Source organism: Streptomyces sp. NPDC002958 (genome assembly GCF_055563255.1).
In genome coordinates this window covers 196,580-213,189 of record NZ_JBVHDS010000001.1, presented here as the reverse complement: position 1 = coordinate 213,189, position 16,610 = coordinate 196,580, and the positions used below count along the sequence as shown (strand labels likewise).

The window sequence follows — 16,610 nt, the reverse complement described above, 5'->3', positions numbered from 1 at the left end:
CGGTTCCTCTCCGATCGATCGGAATTCGAGTCAAAGAAAAGGCACCCGCCGAGGGTGCCTGCATGTTGTAGAGAGTGAGCCTGTAAAGCGCCCCTCACTGCCTACGAGGCGAGTTGGTTAAGCGCTCCTGAAAACCCGTCATATCCGAGCCGGCCAGCCGCCACCACTACGGAGAGTAATTTTTTGGTTACAGAACTCCGCGCGACCCTCTGACGGCTTGTGGGGGTCGACCCGGCCCCGGTGATCGGTGAGGGCCTGAAAGGCACTCAGGCGGCCGTCTGCGGGCATAAGGAAGCCCCGGCGGGGAAATCCCTCACCGGGGCCCTCAAAGGCTCTCAGCGCCTCCTACGCGGCCTAACTGCCATACCGCACCCGTGCCCACACCCGGAACGCATCCGGGGTTAGCAGCGACCGCACCCGCTCATACTCGGCTAGCTGTTCCTCAGCCTCTCGCAGCGCCACGGCAACGCGGTTCCGCTCGGCCGACACGTACACATCGGCGGCCCTCTCCGCTGTCGAGAGGAACACCCACGGCCGGTAGGGGCGGGGCCCCCTCGGCGTCATGCTGGCCAACTCGGCTGACAGTCGGTCGATTTCGGCCCGCATTTCCGCGCTCATGCGGCCACCGCCTCAGCGAGAGCGGCGCTCAGGTAGTCGGCAGCGTCGGCGTGCTCGGCGTCCCGCAGCGTGAAGGTCACCCGCGATTCGTCCAGCCGTCGCCAACCGCCCCGAGTTCCCCGCTTGACCGTGAGACGCGCGCCAGCGTCCAGCAGCATTCGGCGCTTTCCTGCCGTGTCGGTGTCGGCCCATTCGTTGGCGTACGTCCGGCCGGTGCCGATCACCTCTCGGCGGGCCGGGGTAGCCGGTGTTTCCTCCAGTTCGGCCAACCGTGCGTCAAGGGCATCCGCCCGTCGCTGCCATTCCTCCCGCGCGCTCCGCGACTTCTGCCGTCCCCGCTGTTCCTGGTGTTCCTTGAACTCGGCCAGCGTCGCCGCAATTTCGGGGGCCGGGTCATAGCCGGGAATCTCGACTACTCGCGTCACGTTCAGTCCACCAACCGCAGCGAGGAATTCGCGGGTTACGTAGTCGTCCACCCAATCGCCCCGAACATTGGCCGGTGCCTCGCAAGCGTCGCCGCGCGCATGGGAGTTGCACTTGTAGGTAGGCGTCTTTCCGGCCTGCGAATTGAGGTACATACGGCCGTCGCAGCTCACGCAATGGACCACAGCGAGGAGTAGTGCGTTCGTGTCCTTACGCCCACCGTTGTTGATGCTCCGGGAGTCCAACAGCGCGCCTACGCGGTCGTACTCGGCGCGGGTAAGGATCGGGTCGGCCGTCGCCATAACCGGCCGTCCCTCGCTGTCGCGGACCGGCTTACCGTCGTGCGTCTTCCAACCGAGCAGCGAGGAGGAGCGGAGCAACTTGCTAACCACGTTCGGCGTCCACTTGAAACGCTCACGGCTCACCGCGCGCTGTCCCTTGGCACCGCCCGTCTTCCCGCCGGTTGTCCGTCCCTTGGCCAGTGCCCACCAGTCGCGCGGGGAAGGGATGCCCTCGGCGTTCAGTTCCTCGGCAATGGCGCTCACGGTTTTACCGCTCACGCTCTGCGCCGGGTCGCCCATCAAATCGCGAATGATCCGCTCAATGACAGCGACCGGGGCCGGGCCGCATCCGGGGATTGCCTCGGTGACCGGTGCCAGGGTCCACCCGCCGGATTCCAGCGGAACAGGCACGTAGCCGTAAGGGGGCCGGGAACCGCGCCAGCGGAGTTCCATTCCCCGCATGGCGGCCTGCGCGCCGAGGACGCGCTCAGCGATGCTCTGTGCCTCCATCTGCGCCGCGAACGCCAGAAGGGTTGCGATCAACTCGCCCACGACGTTGGACATGTCGAGTTCGAGCCGTGCCCCGCCCGGACCCTCAGCGAAGATCAGCCGCTTACCGTGTTTGCGCGCCCAACCGACCAGCGCGGACATGTCGGCCATGGACCGGACGGCACGGTCAAGCCGCCAAAACAAGATCACGTCGAAGTCGTCGGGTCGGGTCAGCCATGCGCCCAACTCGGGCCGTTCGAACGGGGTTGTTTTGCTCGCGCTGACTCCGAGGTCTACGGCTTCCCCAGCGATGCGGGCACCGATGGATGCGGCGGTCCCCGCGTTAGCGTCGCGCTGACGGCCGGGGCTGGTGGTTTCGTCGGTCTCGACCGACAGACGGATAGCAGAGAGGGCACGGGGTTGGTCGCTCATACCTACCCCGAGCGAGTTGGTGAAGTTCCCCGCGCTGACCTGCGGTTTTGCTGCCATCGGGCATGTCTCCTAGAACTGCTAGACATGCGTATTCGGAGACCCGGAGGGCAATGAGTTCTGCGTGCTGGAGCCTCGGGAGATCTACCGGGACACCGGGCCGATCGCCGCGGTGGTGGTCGACTGCGTGGATCCGCGGGCCATGGCCCGGTTCTGGGACGAGGCGATGGACTGGACCCTGCACAAGGTGACTGACGATCAGGCGGTGTTGCGCTCCGCCAAGGGTGTCGGCCCGTATCTCGAGTTCCTCCGCACGCCCGGCGTGAAGGCCGTGCCAGACCGCGTTCATATTGACCTGCTGCCGTACCCCGGTGACGATCAAGAGGCGGAGGTGACCCGGCTGCGGACCCTCGGCGCCACCGACATCAACCTCGGCCAGGGCGACGTCCCGTGGAGGTGCCTGGCCGACCCGGAGGGCCACGAGTTCTGCGTCCTCGCGCCCCGTCCAACACCGTCGACGATCCGGCCCTCGTGAAGCAGTATCGGGGGTCGTACGATCTCCTGAAGGCCGCCGCCTTGCCGCCGGAGGCGCCCCTCACCGTGATCGAGGACGCGGCAGAGGACTACCGAAATGGTGCACAGCCAACTCGCCTTGAGCGCCATCACCTGGCGTAAGAGCAGCCACAGCAACAGCAGTGGCGGCGACTGCCTCGAAGTCACGGACGGTCACCCCGGCATCGTCCCCGTCCGCGACTCCAAGCGCCCCAAGGGCCCGGTGCTCGTTCTCCCCTCGTCCGCTTGGATGCCGTTCATCGAGTCCGTCAAGGCGTCCTGACCGCAGCACGGCTTTTTGCTTCAAACGAGAACAGGCGGGCCTCACCCTCAAAAGACTGCTCAAGGTTGGCGTCACCGACCTGGGGCTCTTGCGGCCCGCTGTCCACGATCAGGGTGGAACTTCACTGCACACCCAGCGCGAGCACGCCGCGTACCTCCTGGGCCGCGAGGCGCACTAGGTCGTGATCGTCAAGGGCAACCAGAAGCACCTGCGCGCGCAGCTCAAGTCGACTCCCTGGAAGGACATCCCCCTTCAGGACCGCGCCAGGGGCAAGGGTCACGGCCGCTCCGAGATCCGCCGAATCAAGGTCGCCACAGTGAACAACCTGCTGTTCCCCGGAGCCCGGCAGGCCATCCAGATCAAGCGTCGCCGCACCGACCGCAAGACCGGCAAGACAACCATCAAGACCATTTACGCCGTCAACAGTCCGACTGCGGAGCAGGCCTCCCCGGCCCGACTCGCCCAACTGATCCGCGACCACTGGAGCACCGAGGCACTGCACCACATCCGCGACACCACCTTCACCGAGGACGCCTCCCAGCTGCGGACCGGCAACGCACCCCGCGCGATGGCCACCTTGCGGACGAACAACGAACGACGGCAGCAACGGGGCGGCCAGCTCCCAGAGTTCATCAGGAACCAGACGCTTCGATAGATCAGCACCCACGACCGGCATCATGCCGCACGAACATCAAGTCACGTGAGACAACCTCTACGCCTTGACTGGTGCGGCCGACCTGGCAGCCTGCTCGATCTTCGCGCAGTAGGCTGCACGGGCTTCCTCGTCGATCTGCTTCTCGTGTTCGGCGCGCAACCCGGTCCGGCCGTCGAGGCCCTCGCGCAGGATATCGGCGTGCCCGGCATGCCGGATGGACTCGCCGAGGACATGGACCATGATGGCGAACAGGTTCGTGTCGGCATAAGGCTCCGGCCACCACGGCACGTGGCCGGGGGCGTCGAGGGGAAGCTCGTTGATCGTCGCGTCCGAGTGTTCCCACGTGCGCCGGTAGCACCCGATGATCTGATCGCGGGTCTCGTCCTCGGTCGCCCACAGATCGCTGCCGTTGGAGTCCTGCCACCGGGGCAGCGGTTCCGGGGAAGGGCGGTCGAAGACCTCGCCGAAGTACCTGGCCTCGACGGTGGCCACGTGTTTGACCAGGCCGAGGAGGTTGGTCCCGGTCGCTGTCAAAGGTCGGCGGGCGTCGTATTCGGACAAGCCGTCAAGTTTCCAGAGCAGCGCCTTACGGTCCCGCCGCAGTCTCCCGTGCAGATTGTCTTTCGCGAATTCATCGATCATGCGGCATGAGCCTGCCATGGGCTGCTCGTGGTCTCAAGATCCCGTACGTGGTCCGCAACGACTGGCAGAGCCGAGGCCTGGCCATGGCCGCCGCCCTGACCTGCTACAAGAAGCTCGTGAAACTTGCCACGTGAGACAACCTCTTATTGGTGGTCTTTCGATTGGTCGGCCGTGTTCACTTTGGCGTAGCGCAGAAGGTAGGGGATGTTATCCGTGCGCTCGGGGTCGAACGGCAGGCGGGTGACCTCCGTAACCAGTGCGTCCAGCCAGTCGGCGAACGACAGAGCGCCAGGCACATTGTCGGCGTTGCTGATCCAGTCACCAGTATCGACGTACTTAGCAACGCGGCACTCATAATCGTTGCATTCGAGGAGGACAGGTAGTTCGCCGTCCTCCTGCGGCAGGTCACCGTCCGTGTAAAAGCACCACCGTGACGCCTCGACCGCATAGCCGGTGGTGGCGAAGGCAATCAGGAAGGACGTATGGATCTCACGGTCGCCGCTGAGTGTGGTTCCGGCATCAGTGAATGAGCGTCCCTGGCAGACCTCGTCCGGCGAGAACACATTGACCGGCTCGTACACGAACCAATCGTCCTCGTCTTCATCCCAGTATTCGATGCGCGCGAAGGAACAGGTCCGCAGGACTTCCCGATACCCGACAGGAATGACAAAGCGGTCGGGCCGATAGGGCACTGCGAGTTTCCATGGATACCGCTCTCGGATCTCGTACGGCAGCGCGTCGATCCGGCGGTCGTCCAGCGGCGGGCCCAGCACCAGCCGCACACCCTCCTGGCACGCGCACCACGCCTGGAGCCTCGCGAGAGCGCTCGCGATTGCTGTCACGGCGTCGCTTTTCGGTGGGCGGCCCTCTGGCAGGGTGCTCATGAAATCGTCCTTGTGATGAGTTCGATGGAACCACGGACGACTCTAATCAGTGAGCCGTCCCGCAGGATCCGTAGAACTACGCAACCCATTACGGAAGACGGCTCTTCCGGCTCGACAGGGCCTGCCTCCTGGGCGTGACGGCTACAGTCACCGTCTCGTGCTCGCACCATAGTTCAACCTGACGAGCCGAAGTCAGTAGGCCGTCGGTTCCTCGCCGATCGCGATCTTCGCGTAGTTCGCGAGGGAGCGGTTGTAGCGCGGCAGATGCTTGGAGAGCGCGCCCAGGGCCAGCGCAGCCGCCTCCCGTTCCCGGCCGACGTCGATCAGCGCGAGCGCCAGGAAGGCGGAGACCGCATCATCAAGGTGGTCGGAGCCGTTGTCCCGCTCCGCGGTGAGCAGCTCAACGCTCGCCCCGGCGTCCCCGAGCGCGCGCAGCGTACTCGCCATCTGGATCACGGCCCGCCGCCTGCGCTCGCCGGTCAGCCCGGCCTCCAGCGCCTTCCGGTAGAGCGGTACGGCCGCCTCGCCCTCGCCCGTCGAGTCGTTCGCCGACGCACGCTCGAAGTACGCGACCGGGTGCCCCTCGGGGAGTTCGTCGGCCAGTGCCCCGATCTTCGCGCGGAAGTCGGCAGGGTCGAAGTCGCCGATGGCGGCCCACAGGTCGGCGGAGCGCTGCTCCCATTCTGGTGTGGTGGTCATCGCCATAGCCTCGCAGAGAAGCCCGATGTCCACCAAGGCTGTTCGAGTGCCCCAGCCTCACCTGATGAGCCGAAGCACGACAGCTTCAGCACCGAGGCCACTGACGAACGACTTCGGGATTGCCGAGGATCCGCCGAGTCACGGCAACGCGGTCAGGCTCCGCTGGCAGCAGGCAGCTCCGAGCGGTCCGTCCGCAGCGCGGCGCGCACCAGGGCGCGGCCTCGTGCGGCCGTCCGGGCGCGGAGGGCGCCGTCGTCGTCGGGGCGGGGGCCGTCGGCCGGGGCCGCGCAGTCTCGGCAGGTGCCCTTGTGCGGAATCGGGCGACGGCACTCGGCGCACTCGGCCCAGCGCGGCATGGCCGGGCCGGACGGTTCGGGCATCGAGGACTCAGGTGGTGGGGGCAGCTTCCGGGTCAGGCGGTTGCGCAGGATCGCCGAGGCGGAGTGGACACGGGCGGGCAGCCCGCCCAGGAGGGCCCCGGCGAGGTCGCGGTGATCGTAACCGCGTTCCAGCCAGGCGGAGACCAGCGGCGCGAGGGCGAGCGCCTCGACCGCGCCGAGCCGCAGACGCGGTTCCGGACGGATCACCCGGAGCAGCGTGGCGACGGCCGCGCCGTGGGCTTCGGCGGTCGACGGATCGGCGTGGTCCCGGCCGGGACCGGCCCCGAAGACCTCCTTGCCCGTGAGTACGTCCCCGGCCGCGGGCGCCTCCGGCGTCGTGAGCTTCTTCGGCATGACGGACGTCTCCACCGGCTCACCCGCTTGCACTGGCTCGCCCGTTCCCACTGGCTGGCCCGTTCCCGTGGCAGCCCAGCCTCCGCGAACCTCGGCCGCCTCGCACACGTCGGCCGCGCTCGGCCGCTGACGTCGACCGGGGAGGGAGGGTTCTTTCCCACGGTTCTTTACGGGGTTGATGCCCCGGCCACAGACGGTCGGCTCACCGGAACCCGGACGGCTGATACCCGGCACGACCTGGCGCACATAACCCGTACCCGAAACGGGCTGCGGAGTGTCGTAGACATGGGCCTCGCTGACGAAAGTCCCGTCGCTGCGACGGACTTTGTGGACCCGGGTAATACCCGAAGGCCGTCAGCTCCCGCAGCGCCTTCGCGACTGCGAGACGGCCCTGCGGACTCGCGTCGGCCATCCGCCGACCGTCCTCGGACCAGCCGTCGGGACGGGAAAGAAGGTCGGCCAGAAGGCCGCGGGCGGTGTAGGACAACCGCCGGTCCTGCAACAGCGCGTTGGGTAGAACCGTGAAACCGCGCGTAGGGCGCTACGATGAATCTGCATGAGGAGTCTGTCTCCTTGTGCCAGGCCCCGGAGCGTTGGCGCGCTGCCGGGGTCACCTTATTGAGTTCAAGGTGACAGAACGTACCACGTTCGACACGTTCAGTTGACCTGTTGGATCAAATCCCTTGAACGCGGACCGCGTTGGAGAACGACCCCGCAAACCACTCGCCTTCCGTCGCGGACCGCAACGACCCGAACCGGCCTGAGCCATCCCCGCCCAGTCAGCCCAGCCCGCCCAGCCCGGCCCAGTCCACCCAGCCCACCCAGTCCACCGGCCGGCCCCATCCGCCCGGCCGCGTCCCCCTCCCGGCAGGAGCAACGACGTGCACCAGCTCACGTACGACGACATCAAGGCCGCCACCGACCGGATAACCGGGCACGTCCGCCCGGTCACCGTCGCCCCCGTCGACCCGGGAACCATCCGCGCGGCGCGCGGCGCGGCCCTCGACAGCCGGTCCGCAGAGCCCTACGAGGCCTGGTTCGCGCTGGAGTTCATGCAGCACACCGGCTCCTTCAAGGCGCGCGGCGCGCAGAACTTCATCCAGGCCCACCGCGAGGCCGGCACCCTGCCGGACGCGGGGGTGACCATCGCCTCCGGCGGCAACGCCGGGCTCGCCTGCGCGTGGGCCGCGCGGCAACAGGGCGTGCGGGCCACGGTGTTCCTGCCGACCGTCGCCCCGGCGGTCAAGGTGGCAAAGCTCCGTGAACTCGGGGCGGACGTAAGGATCGTCGGCGCGGTGTACGCCGAATCACTGGAGGCATGCGAGGAGTTCGCCGCCTCGTCCGGCGCGCTCGCCGCCCACGCCTACGACCACCCGCTGATCGCCGCCGGGGCCGGAACCCTGCTGGAGGAGATCAACGCCCGGATCCCCGGTCTGGACACCGTGGTGGTCTCGGTCGGCGGCGGCGGCCTGTTCGCCGGTGTCGCCACCGCCGCCCGGCACCACGGAATCCGCACGGTCGCCGTCGAGCCGGAGAACTGCCGGGCGCTGAACGCCGCCATCGAGGCCGGTCGCCCGGTCGACGTCCCCGTCGACTCGGTCGCCATCGACGCCCTTGGCGCCCGCCGTGCCACCGCACTGGCCCTGCACGCCGCCCACCACGACGATGTCCGCTCCGTCCTCGTGCCGGACGGCGAAATCATCCGCGCCCGGCAGGAGTTGTGGGACCACCACCACGTCGCCGTCGAGCACGCCGCCGCCACCGCCCTGGCCGCGCTCACCGCCCCGGACCTCCCGACCGGGCCGACGGCCCCGGGTCACGGCTACCGGCCGAGCCACGGCGAACGCATCGCCGTCGTACTGTGCGGCGCGAACACCGACCCGAGCGACCTGGTGCACCAGGCCGGGAGCTGACATCCGGTCGCCCCCAGGGCCCGACCGGGCCCTGCCGCACCGGGTCACGAACCGTGCCTAGGTGTCGCAGAGATTCGGCTCCCGGACCCTCATGTCGGGCCGGGTTCTGGTCAACGCCGACGGAGCGTCAGCGGCCCAGCCGGCGCCGCGTTCTACATCGCTGCGCTGCGACCGGTGCCCACGGCGGCGGACATCATGCTCGACGCCAGGCATCACGACCGGCGAAACAGCAGCCCCGCCACTCGATCGTGTGGACAGAACCGGGAAGCCCGCCCGACCGCGGCCCGAGACCCGGATGATCAATCCGACCGCCCACCCTACGGGCGGCAGCTCAACCACACCTATTTGATCAGGGAGTTGAGAAGATCCTCATGGCTGAAGCACTGAAGTACGGCGACCGGATCCACCTGCAGAATGGGTACGGCAACTGGGGCGGCGGTTACCTCGACACGAACGGCGCGAGCTCCGCGAACGGCGCCGTCTACGGGGTCTCCACCGCGGAAAGCCCGACCCGTGGCACGGGTACCGGCACGTGGGAGATCGTGTCCGCCCAGGGCAAGGCCACCGGCACGCCGGTGGCCAGCGGCGACCTGATCACCCTGCGCAACCTCTATGGGGCCGGAAGCTACCTGGACACCAACGGGCACGCCACCGCTGACCAGAAGAAGGCCGGCGGCAAGTACGACGTCCTCACCGCCAAGAACGACGACCGCGGCACGGGCACCGCCGAGTGGCGCATCTTCGCCCAGACCTCCAGCCCCCAGGACACCGCCGTCCACATCGGCGACACCGTCCACCTCTGGAACACCTACGGCGGCAACGGCGGCTTCCTGGAGACCAACGGCGTCGGCCCTACCGGCGGCAAGTACGACGTGTGCACCAACGCCTACTACAACCGCACCGGCACCGTCGCCGACTGGCGCATCTCCCGCGCCTGACCCCACCCCACCCCAGCTGGCCCTCGAGCCATCAACCTGGGTCCACAGAGCCGCATTCGATGAGTGCGGCTCTGTGATTTTCGGAGCGGATTCGGGGACGTTTCTGCTGGTGGGCAGGGGTGGTCGCCGGGTGGGCCGTCCCGCCGCTCCCCGCGCCGTGACAGAGCCACGCGGGCGTGTCCGTGGACAACGTGTCCGTGGACAAGAGGCGCGGCAGGGTTCAGCACCAGGGCAGGTTCCGCCACGGGCTGCCTTCGCTCTCCGTCAGCAGACGGTGCGCCGTGACATTGCTCCGGTAGTAGTCGCCGTAGTCCTCACCGTCGAACCGCAACACACGGCCCAGCGCGTATCCCGCCGAGAAATCCTCCCAGGAGCGGTAGGCCGATTTGCTCAGCGCACCGGCGTACACGACGGCCTGCTCCGCCTCGTGCGGGGCGCAGAAACGGGCGGACAGCCCCCACCTGGCCAGGTTCACGGCACGCCCGTAATCGTAGGCGACCGTAGTGGTGACCCGGCCGTCCGGCGGCAGCAGCCCGTCGGCGCGGAACCGGGCCTCGTACCTGACGATGCGCCTTACCAGCTCCTCGATGTCCTTGACCGTGTCGTGGCCCACCCCGATGTCCTGGGCGTGCCCGGCGGCCGTTTCGCGCCACAGCTCCGCGGAGGGCTGCTCGCCGAGTCCGGCCTCGAGCTGTTCACGCACCCGGAGTACGAAATCGGGCTCGGGCGGGCTGTTGCGCGCGTTGAGCAGGGCATCCAACTCCTTTCGCCAGCCGGTCGGTTCGGTGATGCCCCATGAGTTGCGGAGCAGCTCCCGCTCGCACGAGTACTCGTGGTAGGCGGTGCCCACCTCGTTCCAGGGCACCCCGTTGCCGACCGCCAGATGCGCCCCGCACGCCAGCCCGTAGGCCAGTGGGCCATGCAGCGCCCCGTGCCGCAACGCGATCAGCCGGTCGCTCCTGGGGCGGTCGTTCTCCGAGTGGTAGCGCAGCCACATCGCGCGGTGCGGGGGCGTGGCGGGGAAGATCAACTGGGCGGGAGTGCCGGGATTGACGGACAGCAGCTGGTACGGGTCGCGCCAGTCGAACTCTGCCACCCACTTGAGGGAGACGGCGTGGAACACCCACTCCGGATGCCAGGGCGGCAGCATCCCCCGGGTGAGTACCGGTCGGCAGCTTCGTCCGCCCTGGTCCCGGTACGGGCGCCATGTGACCATGTCGGGAGCCGCGTCCACCTCGGCCTTCGGGGCGGCGATGTAGAGCTCCTCGCCGGCCAGCACACGCAGTTGGGCTTCCGTGTCACCACGTGCTCCGGCTTCGTACAGCAGGTGCTCCGTTATCGACGGCGGTGCCCAGGGGGCGGAAGAGGCCGGGGCGTTGGGGTGAGGGGGCAGTGGATTCATGACCAGGCGATGTTCCGGTAGGGGCTGTTGGGGTCCTGCGTCAAAACCCGGTGCTGCGCGAGCGACTGCTCGTATTTCACTCCGGACGAATCGTCCGCGTCGAAGTGCATCACGCGGGCCAGCGAATATCCGAGGGAGAACTGCGCCCAGGAGCCGTACGCCTGCCTGGCCAGGGCACCGATCCGCAGCACGGCCTGTTCGGCTTCGCGCGGATCGCAGAGACGGGCGCCCAGCGCGAGCCGTACGACGTTGACCGCCCGCCCGTAGTCGAAGGCGGCCAGGGTGTCGACCCGCTCGCCGGCGCCGAGGGCGCCATCCGCGCGGAACCTGTCCTCGTACGTGACGGCCAGCCGCAGCACCTCATGGGCCTCGGCCGTCTCGGACGGCGTGGACCGGCGGCGCGTCAGCGCATCGGTGAGCGCCGCGGACCACTCCGGGACCGTCGGGGTGCGGCCCAGCCGCCCGGCGAGGGCGCGACGGATCCGGAGCACCGACTCGTAGGTACGGCCGACGAGCCGGGTGGCCAGCAGTGCTTCGAGAGTCTCCCGGTAAGCGGCACGGTCCAGCACGCCCCAGGGATTACGGAGCCGGGCACGATCCGTTGCGTACCCTTCGTAGGCGGCGCCCAGGTCGTTCCAGACGAGGCCGTTGTGCACGGCGAGATGGGCTCCGAGGGCCAGACCGTGTGCGACCGGTCCGTGCAGCGGACCGGCCCGATGGGTCAGCAGCAGGCCGGCCTGCGGCCCGCCGGACCGCTCGTGGGCCTTCAGCCACGCCCGGCGACGTCCCGGACCGGCCTCGAGAGTGACGGCGTACGGCGTGCCCGGATTGACTCCCAACCGCCGGACTCCGTCCGGCCAGCGGCGCGCGAGGTCATCGAGGCCGGTCGCCTCGAACACCCAGTCAGGGTGCCAGGGCGGCAACGCGCCGGATGTCAGTACCGTGACACACATGCGGCCCGACGCGGGATCCGGCTGCGCGGCAAGCGGGGGATCGAAGCCGGGAGTGTCCGCGTGCAGGCGGGCGACGAGCAGGAAGAGCCTGCTCCGGGCCAGGGCGTCCAGCACCGCATCCCGGTCGCCGGCCACTGCCGTCTCGTGGAGCAACTGTTCCGTCTCGCTCGGCGGCGCCCAGCCCGTCCACGGCGCCCTTGTCCCAGTCGTCTCTGTCCCCGTCGTCACGGTCGGATCCTATGGAATGCCTCCGGTGCCCGGAGCGGTGCCCCGGAGGAGGTAGCGGTGATCGCGTGCTCCGTTGTAGATCACGCTCACCGTGTAGCGGGCCGGGGCGTCCTCGGTGTTGCGGTACGCATGTGGCCGGTCGGCGCGGAAGACGAGGGCGTCCGTGGCCGTCACCGTGAAGGTGGCCGAGCCGACATCGAGGAGCGGGGCGAGGGCAAGCCTGGCAAGGCGAAGGAGGGAGGCGACGCGAAGGGGGTCCCCCCATGCCTTCAGGGCTATGGGGGAGTCGCCGACCGACGACAACGCCGCCAGGCGCCGCCCATCGGCACGCGACGCCGCCCCACCTATGCGCGCAACCTCTTACGCCGCGTGGGTGACGCGGAGTTTCGACTGGCCGTGTGGCAGTCGCTCCCAGTCGTCCATGAAACGGGCGGTCAGGCCATGCCGCTCGGCCAGCCTGACCAGCGTCTCCGTGCGGTAGTAGAAGTCCTCGCCCAGCACCTGGTGCTCGCGTGTCTCGGTGCGGTCGTAGGTGAAATCGAAGAAGCCGCCGGGCGCGAGGACCCGTCCGACGTGGGCGAGGCATTCGTCGATGACCTCCAGCGGCGAGTGTGAGAAGACGCTGTGCGCGTGAACGACCGTGAACGAGGCGTCAGGGAGGAAGTCCAGCCTCAGGTCGTCGACGAGCGTCAGGTACGGCAGCTTCTGCTGGAGGCCGCAGCGGACGAGGGTCTTCTTGGCCTCGATGAGGATGTCGGGCGAGATGTCGATCCCGTAGTAGTGGCCGGGCTCCAGATGGTCGATGAAACGCCAGCCCGCCCGCAGGTTGCCGCAGCCGATCTCCAACAGCCGGTCGTGCGGCCGCAACCCGTGCTCCCGCAGGTAGTCGAACTGCATCTGACCGATGGCGAGCCAGCGCTCGCGCGAGGGCCCGCCGCCGACCGCCGCCTCCGGGCTCCGGGCCGTATCGGACGCCATCACCGCCCGGTAGTACACGATGTGGCCGCCGCGGTGGCGCAGCCGCAGCCATGCGTCCCGGCCCGCCCGGCGCAGATGGGGCACCACGCGGCCAGGATGCCGCAGGACGTAACGCACCTTGTGGCCGAACTGCGAGCGGTTCACCGACAGTCGGGACGCGGGTCGTTGCTGCATGACGGCCTCCGTGCCATCCGTGGGCTGCCCCTTTGCGGATGTTACTCGTCCGGTCGTGCGTTGGGCCGACTGCCGCGCCGTCCCGGGCGCCCTGCCGAGGCCGAGGGCACCGTGGTTACATGCGGGAACCAGGCGTGATCGGTACGGAGCGGACCGGTGCTAGGGGCGAAGCGCTGCGAGGCCCGCGCACCCGGACGGCCGCGGGGAACCCGCTGCCGTGGCTCGCGGCTGTCTCTGCCACCTTCGCACTCGTGCACCTCGCACTGTTCGCCCCGGGTCTCGGGCTCGGCTGGGACGAGTCGGTGTACGTCAGCCAGGTGAGCCCGCAGGCGCCGGCGGCGTTCTTCAGCGCGCCGCGTGCCCGGGGCATCTCCTACCTCGTCTCCCCCGTCGCGTCGCTGACCACCTCCGTGCCGGCGCTGCGTGTCTACATGGCCGTGCTGGCGGGCTGCGGGCTGTTCCTCGCGCTGTGGGTGTGGCGCCGGCTCCTGCCCGCTTCCGTCCTCGGCGTCGCAGGCGCGCTGTTCGCCGGTCTGTGGATCACGATGTTCTACGCCTCGCAGGCGATGCCCAACCTGTGGGTCGCGTACGGGGCGCTCGCCGCGGTCGGCTGGTTCCTGCGGGCCGCACGGGCCCCGGTCGACCGGTGGGCGCCGGCCGGGATGGCCGCCGGAGTGGCGTTCGCCGCGCTGATGCGGCCCACGGACGCTGTGTGGCTCGCGCTGCCGCTCGCGGTCGCTGCCGCGGTGATGCGGGCCCCGCGGTGGCCGCGGCTACCGGCCGCGCTCGCCGTCGGCCTGACCGTCGGCTGCGCCTCATGGATCGCCGAGGCGTACGTCTCGTACGGCGGTCTCGCCGCCCGGCTGGACCGGGCGAGCGAGATCCAGGGCCGGCTCGGCTGGTACTTCTCCGTCGACGACCACGTGCGCGCCCTCGGCGGGCGCACGCTGTGCCGTCCCTGCGACGTGCCATGGCAGCACCCCGCCACCGCCCTGTGGTTCCTCGCGCTGCCGCTTTTCGTGGCGGCCGGTGTGCGGGCCGCGGTCCGCGCGCGCCGCCACGGCACGGAGCTGGTGGTCGCGACCGCCGTCGGCGCCGTGATGGCCGCGCCCTACCTGTTCACCGTCGGTTACGCGGCCCCGCGCTTTCTGCTGCCCGCCTACGCCCTGCTCGCCCTGCCCGTCGCGTACGGCCTGGTCCGGGCGTGCAGGCCCCGGCCGCGCGGGCGCCGGATCGCCGTCGCGCTCGTCGCGACAGCCGTGGCCGTACACCTGGCGATCCAGTACCGCGTGGTCGACGGCGCAGCGGACCGGGTGCGCCGCAGCACCGCCGACGTCGGGCGCGTCGCCGCCGAACTGCACGCCTTGGGCGTGCGCCCGCCCTGCGTGATCAGCGGCACGGACGCGATCCGCGTCGCCTTCCGCGCCGGCTGCGCCTCCCGCCAGACCGGCGGCCCCGACAAGAGCATCACGCCGGAGGAACTCGTCGCGACGGCGCTCCGCCGGCCGGTCGCCGTCCTGGTGGCCGACGAGGCAGGCCCCCCGTCGTACGCCCGGGCGTGGCCCGCACATCCGCTGCCCGACCTCGACCGCCTGACGGGCCTGCGCGCCTACCTCCCTCCTCGCTCGACGGCTACCGCCGGCGCGGGTCACACGTACCGCCCCTGAGCGCCTGACGCTGTCGGGGATCTCGGCGGAGGCCAGGTTCACCCGCAGACCATCATCCTGGCGGCGGGCCGAACGTCGCCGAAGCGGCCGCGGAGGAGTGGCCGGCACGGCTCGAAGTCGTCGCGGTTGGGGAGGAGATACCGCACCCGGACGATGTCCGCGAAGGTGCATTCCGCTTTCTTCAGCGCGTATTCGATGTTGCGGAGGCACTGCTCGGCCTGCTGGACGACGTCATCCGAGATGGTCATCGTGCGGTAAAGCACCGAGCTTGTGCACGTCCGCACGACCACCTGCTGAACCACCCTTCAGCCAAACCCCCAGGCCAGCACGCCCAGCTTCAATCGCGGGACAGCCCGTTAGCGCGCCACGCGGTAGCGGAGGTAGCCGAATCTCGAGCTGAAGGTGCGGGTCTCGACGAGTTCGAGATCCACCCGGCGCTCGCGCCGGGGAAAGAACGGAATGCCACCGCCAACCAGCACCGGGTAGACCACGGCCCGGTACTCGTCGATCAGACCCAGCGCGGCCGCCTCGGCGGCGAGAGTCGCGCCGCCGATCGCGATGTGGCCCTCCCCCGGCTCGGCCCGCAACTGCTCGATCTCCTCCGCCAGGCCGCCGGAAGCCAGGCGGGCAGTGCCCTGCACCGCCGACAGCGTGCTGGAGAACACCACCTTCGGGAGCGGATTCCAGAGCGCGGCCCACTCGAGCTCTGCGTCGTCGAGCGATGGATCCTGGTCGGCGGTCTCCCAGTACAGCATCGTCTCGTACAGCCGTCGTCCCAACAGGTGGACGCCGACCTCTCGAGTCTCGTCGATCCAGAAGCGAAAGACCTCCTCGTCGGGTGCCGTCCAGTCGAAGCCGCCGTCCGGCCCGACGATGTAGCCGTCAAGTGAGACGTTCATCGAATAAGTCACGCTGCGCATCAGAAGTCCTCCTCGGTAACGGGCTCGACAGTACGACCGCCGGGCGCCGCAGAACTCATCGCGACTCGCGAATTCCCTGGGAATCACCTCACGAGATCATTTCGTTGAGAAAACCTCAGTAGTCGTTGCCTTGCGCCTCCGGAAGGCCTGGGACCCGATTCGCAATTGACGCCGCCGACGCCGCACCGGCACACGAAGCGACGCCGGCCGACCGGCCGCCAGTAGCGCACGTCGTTGGTAAGGACCTGGCACAGGCCGTGCGTTGGCGGACCGCCTGCCGGGCGGCGACCTGCGGCCGTTGCGCCCGGCGGTGCGTGCGAAGCTTCCGCACGGAGCAGGTGAGGCGCGTGACCTCCCGCGACGCCGGCCGCACCCCGTCCGCCACGACGCGAAGGGGCGCACCCGGTCTCCCGGGCACGCCCCTCACGGACAACGCGCGGAGTCGCGATACGCGTCAGCGGTCGAACTTCTCGCGGGCTTCGTGCGTCGTCTGTTGGCCCCTGCCACGGCCTTGCTGAGCCTTGTCACGGCCCTGCTGCGACGGCTTCGAAGCACGCTCGGACGCGCCCTGCGTCCGCTCCCGGCCCGCTTCCTTGCCCTCGTTCGCCTTCTTCTTCGCCTGGTCGGCGAGCTCCTGCGCCTTGTCCTTGAACTGGTCTGCGATACCCATGCTGTCACTCCTAGTGGTGCTTGGGGAACGGCCCGTAAGGGCCTCGACCAGAGTTACACGCGCCGACATCCACCGCAT

19 protein-coding genes and 2 pseudogenes are annotated in these 16,610 nt (G+C 69.2%); 8 read left to right on the top strand and 13 right to left on the bottom strand.

The genetic code is table 11. The annotated features are described in order from the left end of the window. Window positions 1-354: 354 nt before the first annotated feature. Window positions 355-618, bottom strand: coding sequence for a hypothetical protein (locus ACZ3IC_RS01065; protein WP_467411330.1), 264 nt, complete (start codon window positions 616-618; stop codon window positions 355-357). Beyond that, window positions 615-2,300, bottom strand: coding sequence for a recombinase family protein (locus ACZ3IC_RS01060; RefSeq protein WP_467411329.1), 1,686 nt, complete (start codon window positions 2,298-2,300; stop codon window positions 615-617). The genes ACZ3IC_RS01065 and ACZ3IC_RS01060 overlap by 4 nt, the downstream gene beginning before the upstream one ends. Window positions 2,301-2,331: 31 nt before the next feature. Here ACZ3IC_RS01060 and ACZ3IC_RS01055 point away from each other — a divergent pair. The 4 genes and pseudogenes from ACZ3IC_RS01055 to ACZ3IC_RS01040 all read left to right on the top strand — a co-directional run. Continuing rightward, window positions 2,332-2,775 (top strand): annotated as a pseudogene (locus ACZ3IC_RS01055) (VOC family protein); the annotation flags it as partial. Further along, window positions 2,751-2,915 (top strand): annotated as a pseudogene (locus ACZ3IC_RS01050) (XRE family transcriptional regulator); the annotation flags it as partial. The pseudogenes ACZ3IC_RS01055 and ACZ3IC_RS01050, both read left to right, overlap by 25 nt. Next, complete coding sequence (locus ACZ3IC_RS01045; RefSeq protein ID WP_467411327.1) at window positions 2,872-3,075, top strand: DUF397 domain-containing protein; 204 nt, start codon at window positions 2,872-2,874, stop codon at window positions 3,073-3,075. The pseudogene ACZ3IC_RS01050 and the gene ACZ3IC_RS01045, both read left to right, overlap by 44 nt. A gap of 181 nt (window positions 3,076-3,256) precedes the next feature. After that, window positions 3,257-3,730, top strand: a complete 474-nt coding sequence (locus ACZ3IC_RS01040) for an ISAs1 family transposase (RefSeq protein WP_467411326.1) — start codon at window positions 3,257-3,259, stop codon at window positions 3,728-3,730. 57 nt (window positions 3,731-3,787) lie between these two features. Here ACZ3IC_RS01040 and ACZ3IC_RS01035 read toward each other — a convergent pair whose 3' ends face one another. Continuing rightward, window positions 3,788-4,372, bottom strand: coding sequence for a DinB family protein (locus ACZ3IC_RS01035; protein ID WP_467411324.1), 585 nt, complete (start codon window positions 4,370-4,372; stop codon window positions 3,788-3,790). 5 nt (window positions 4,373-4,377) lie between these two features. Between ACZ3IC_RS01035 and ACZ3IC_RS01030 the strand changes: the two genes are divergently transcribed. Then, the gene (locus tag ACZ3IC_RS01030) at window positions 4,378-4,506 is read left to right on the top strand and encodes a hypothetical protein (protein ID WP_467411323.1); all 129 of its coding nucleotides are present in this window, start codon (window positions 4,378-4,380) and stop codon (window positions 4,504-4,506) included. Between the two features lie 9 nt (window positions 4,507-4,515). On the opposite strand, the gene ACZ3IC_RS01025 is transcribed toward ACZ3IC_RS01030, so the two are convergent. From ACZ3IC_RS01025 to ACZ3IC_RS01015, 3 genes are all read right to left on the bottom strand, one after another. After that, on the bottom strand, window positions 4,516-5,256 hold the full coding sequence (locus tag ACZ3IC_RS01025; RefSeq protein ID WP_467411321.1) for a hypothetical protein: 741 nt from the start codon (window positions 5,254-5,256) through the stop codon (window positions 4,516-4,518). Window positions 5,257-5,448: 192 nt separating this feature from the next. Continuing rightward, a complete protein-coding gene (locus ACZ3IC_RS01020) occupies window positions 5,449-5,955 on the bottom strand; it encodes a tetratricopeptide repeat protein (protein WP_467411320.1) in 507 nt (168 codons plus the stop codon). A gap of 152 nt (window positions 5,956-6,107) precedes the next feature. Further along, the gene (locus tag ACZ3IC_RS01015) at window positions 6,108-6,689 is read right to left on the bottom strand and encodes a hypothetical protein (protein WP_467411319.1); all 582 of its coding nucleotides are present in this window, start codon (window positions 6,687-6,689) and stop codon (window positions 6,108-6,110) included. 881 nt (window positions 6,690-7,570) lie between these two features. Here ACZ3IC_RS01015 and ACZ3IC_RS01010 point away from each other — a divergent pair. Then, window positions 7,571-8,602 (top strand): serine/threonine dehydratase, encoded by a 1,032-nt coding sequence (locus tag ACZ3IC_RS01010; RefSeq protein ID WP_467411317.1) that lies wholly within the window; start codon window positions 7,571-7,573, stop codon window positions 8,600-8,602. 371 nt (window positions 8,603-8,973) lie between these two features. Continuing rightward, window positions 8,974-9,540 (top strand): hypothetical protein, encoded by a 567-nt coding sequence (locus ACZ3IC_RS01005; protein WP_467411316.1) that lies wholly within the window; start codon window positions 8,974-8,976, stop codon window positions 9,538-9,540. Between the two features lie 220 nt (window positions 9,541-9,760). On the opposite strand, the gene ACZ3IC_RS01000 is transcribed toward ACZ3IC_RS01005, so the two are convergent. From ACZ3IC_RS01000 to ACZ3IC_RS00985, 4 genes are read right to left on the bottom strand one after another with little or no spacing between them, the layout of a single operon-like run. Then, entirely contained in the window at window positions 9,761-10,942 is a 1,182-nt protein-coding gene (locus tag ACZ3IC_RS01000; protein ID WP_467411315.1) for a DUF1266 domain-containing protein, read from the bottom strand. Then, window positions 10,939-12,123 (bottom strand): DUF1266 domain-containing protein, encoded by a 1,185-nt coding sequence (locus ACZ3IC_RS00995; RefSeq protein WP_467411314.1) that lies wholly within the window; start codon window positions 12,121-12,123, stop codon window positions 10,939-10,941. Before ACZ3IC_RS00995 ends, ACZ3IC_RS01000 begins: the two co-directional genes overlap by 4 nt. Window positions 12,124-12,132: 9 nt before the next feature. Continuing rightward, window positions 12,133-12,426, bottom strand: a complete 294-nt coding sequence (locus ACZ3IC_RS00990; RefSeq protein ID WP_467411312.1) for a cupin domain-containing protein — start codon at window positions 12,424-12,426, stop codon at window positions 12,133-12,135. A gap of 57 nt (window positions 12,427-12,483) precedes the next feature. Continuing rightward, window positions 12,484-13,275 (bottom strand): class I SAM-dependent methyltransferase, encoded by a 792-nt coding sequence (locus tag ACZ3IC_RS00985; RefSeq protein ID WP_467411311.1) that lies wholly within the window; start codon window positions 13,273-13,275, stop codon window positions 12,484-12,486. 119 nt (window positions 13,276-13,394) lie between these two features. Here ACZ3IC_RS00985 and ACZ3IC_RS00980 point away from each other — a divergent pair, with 119 nt between their 5' ends. After that, a complete protein-coding gene (locus ACZ3IC_RS00980) occupies window positions 13,395-14,942 on the top strand; it encodes a hypothetical protein (RefSeq protein ID WP_467411309.1) in 1,548 nt (515 codons plus the stop codon). Window positions 14,943-14,980: 38 nt separating this feature from the next. On the opposite strand, the gene ACZ3IC_RS00975 is transcribed toward ACZ3IC_RS00980, so the two are convergent. From ACZ3IC_RS00975 to ACZ3IC_RS00965, 3 genes are all read right to left on the bottom strand, one after another. Next, window positions 14,981-15,190 carry a Rid family hydrolase gene (locus ACZ3IC_RS00975; protein WP_467411308.1) on the bottom strand — a complete coding sequence of 70 codons (210 nt, stop codon included), beginning with the start codon at window positions 15,188-15,190 and terminating at the stop codon, window positions 14,981-14,983. Window positions 15,191-15,298: 108 nt separating this feature from the next. Next, the gene (locus tag ACZ3IC_RS00970) at window positions 15,299-15,862 is read right to left on the bottom strand and encodes a dihydrofolate reductase family protein (protein ID WP_467411307.1); all 564 of its coding nucleotides are present in this window, start codon (window positions 15,860-15,862) and stop codon (window positions 15,299-15,301) included. A gap of 454 nt (window positions 15,863-16,316) precedes the next feature. After that, window positions 16,317-16,532, bottom strand: a complete 216-nt coding sequence (locus tag ACZ3IC_RS00965; RefSeq protein ID WP_467411305.1) for a hypothetical protein — start codon at window positions 16,530-16,532, stop codon at window positions 16,317-16,319. Between the last annotated feature and the right edge of the window lie 78 nt (window positions 16,533-16,610).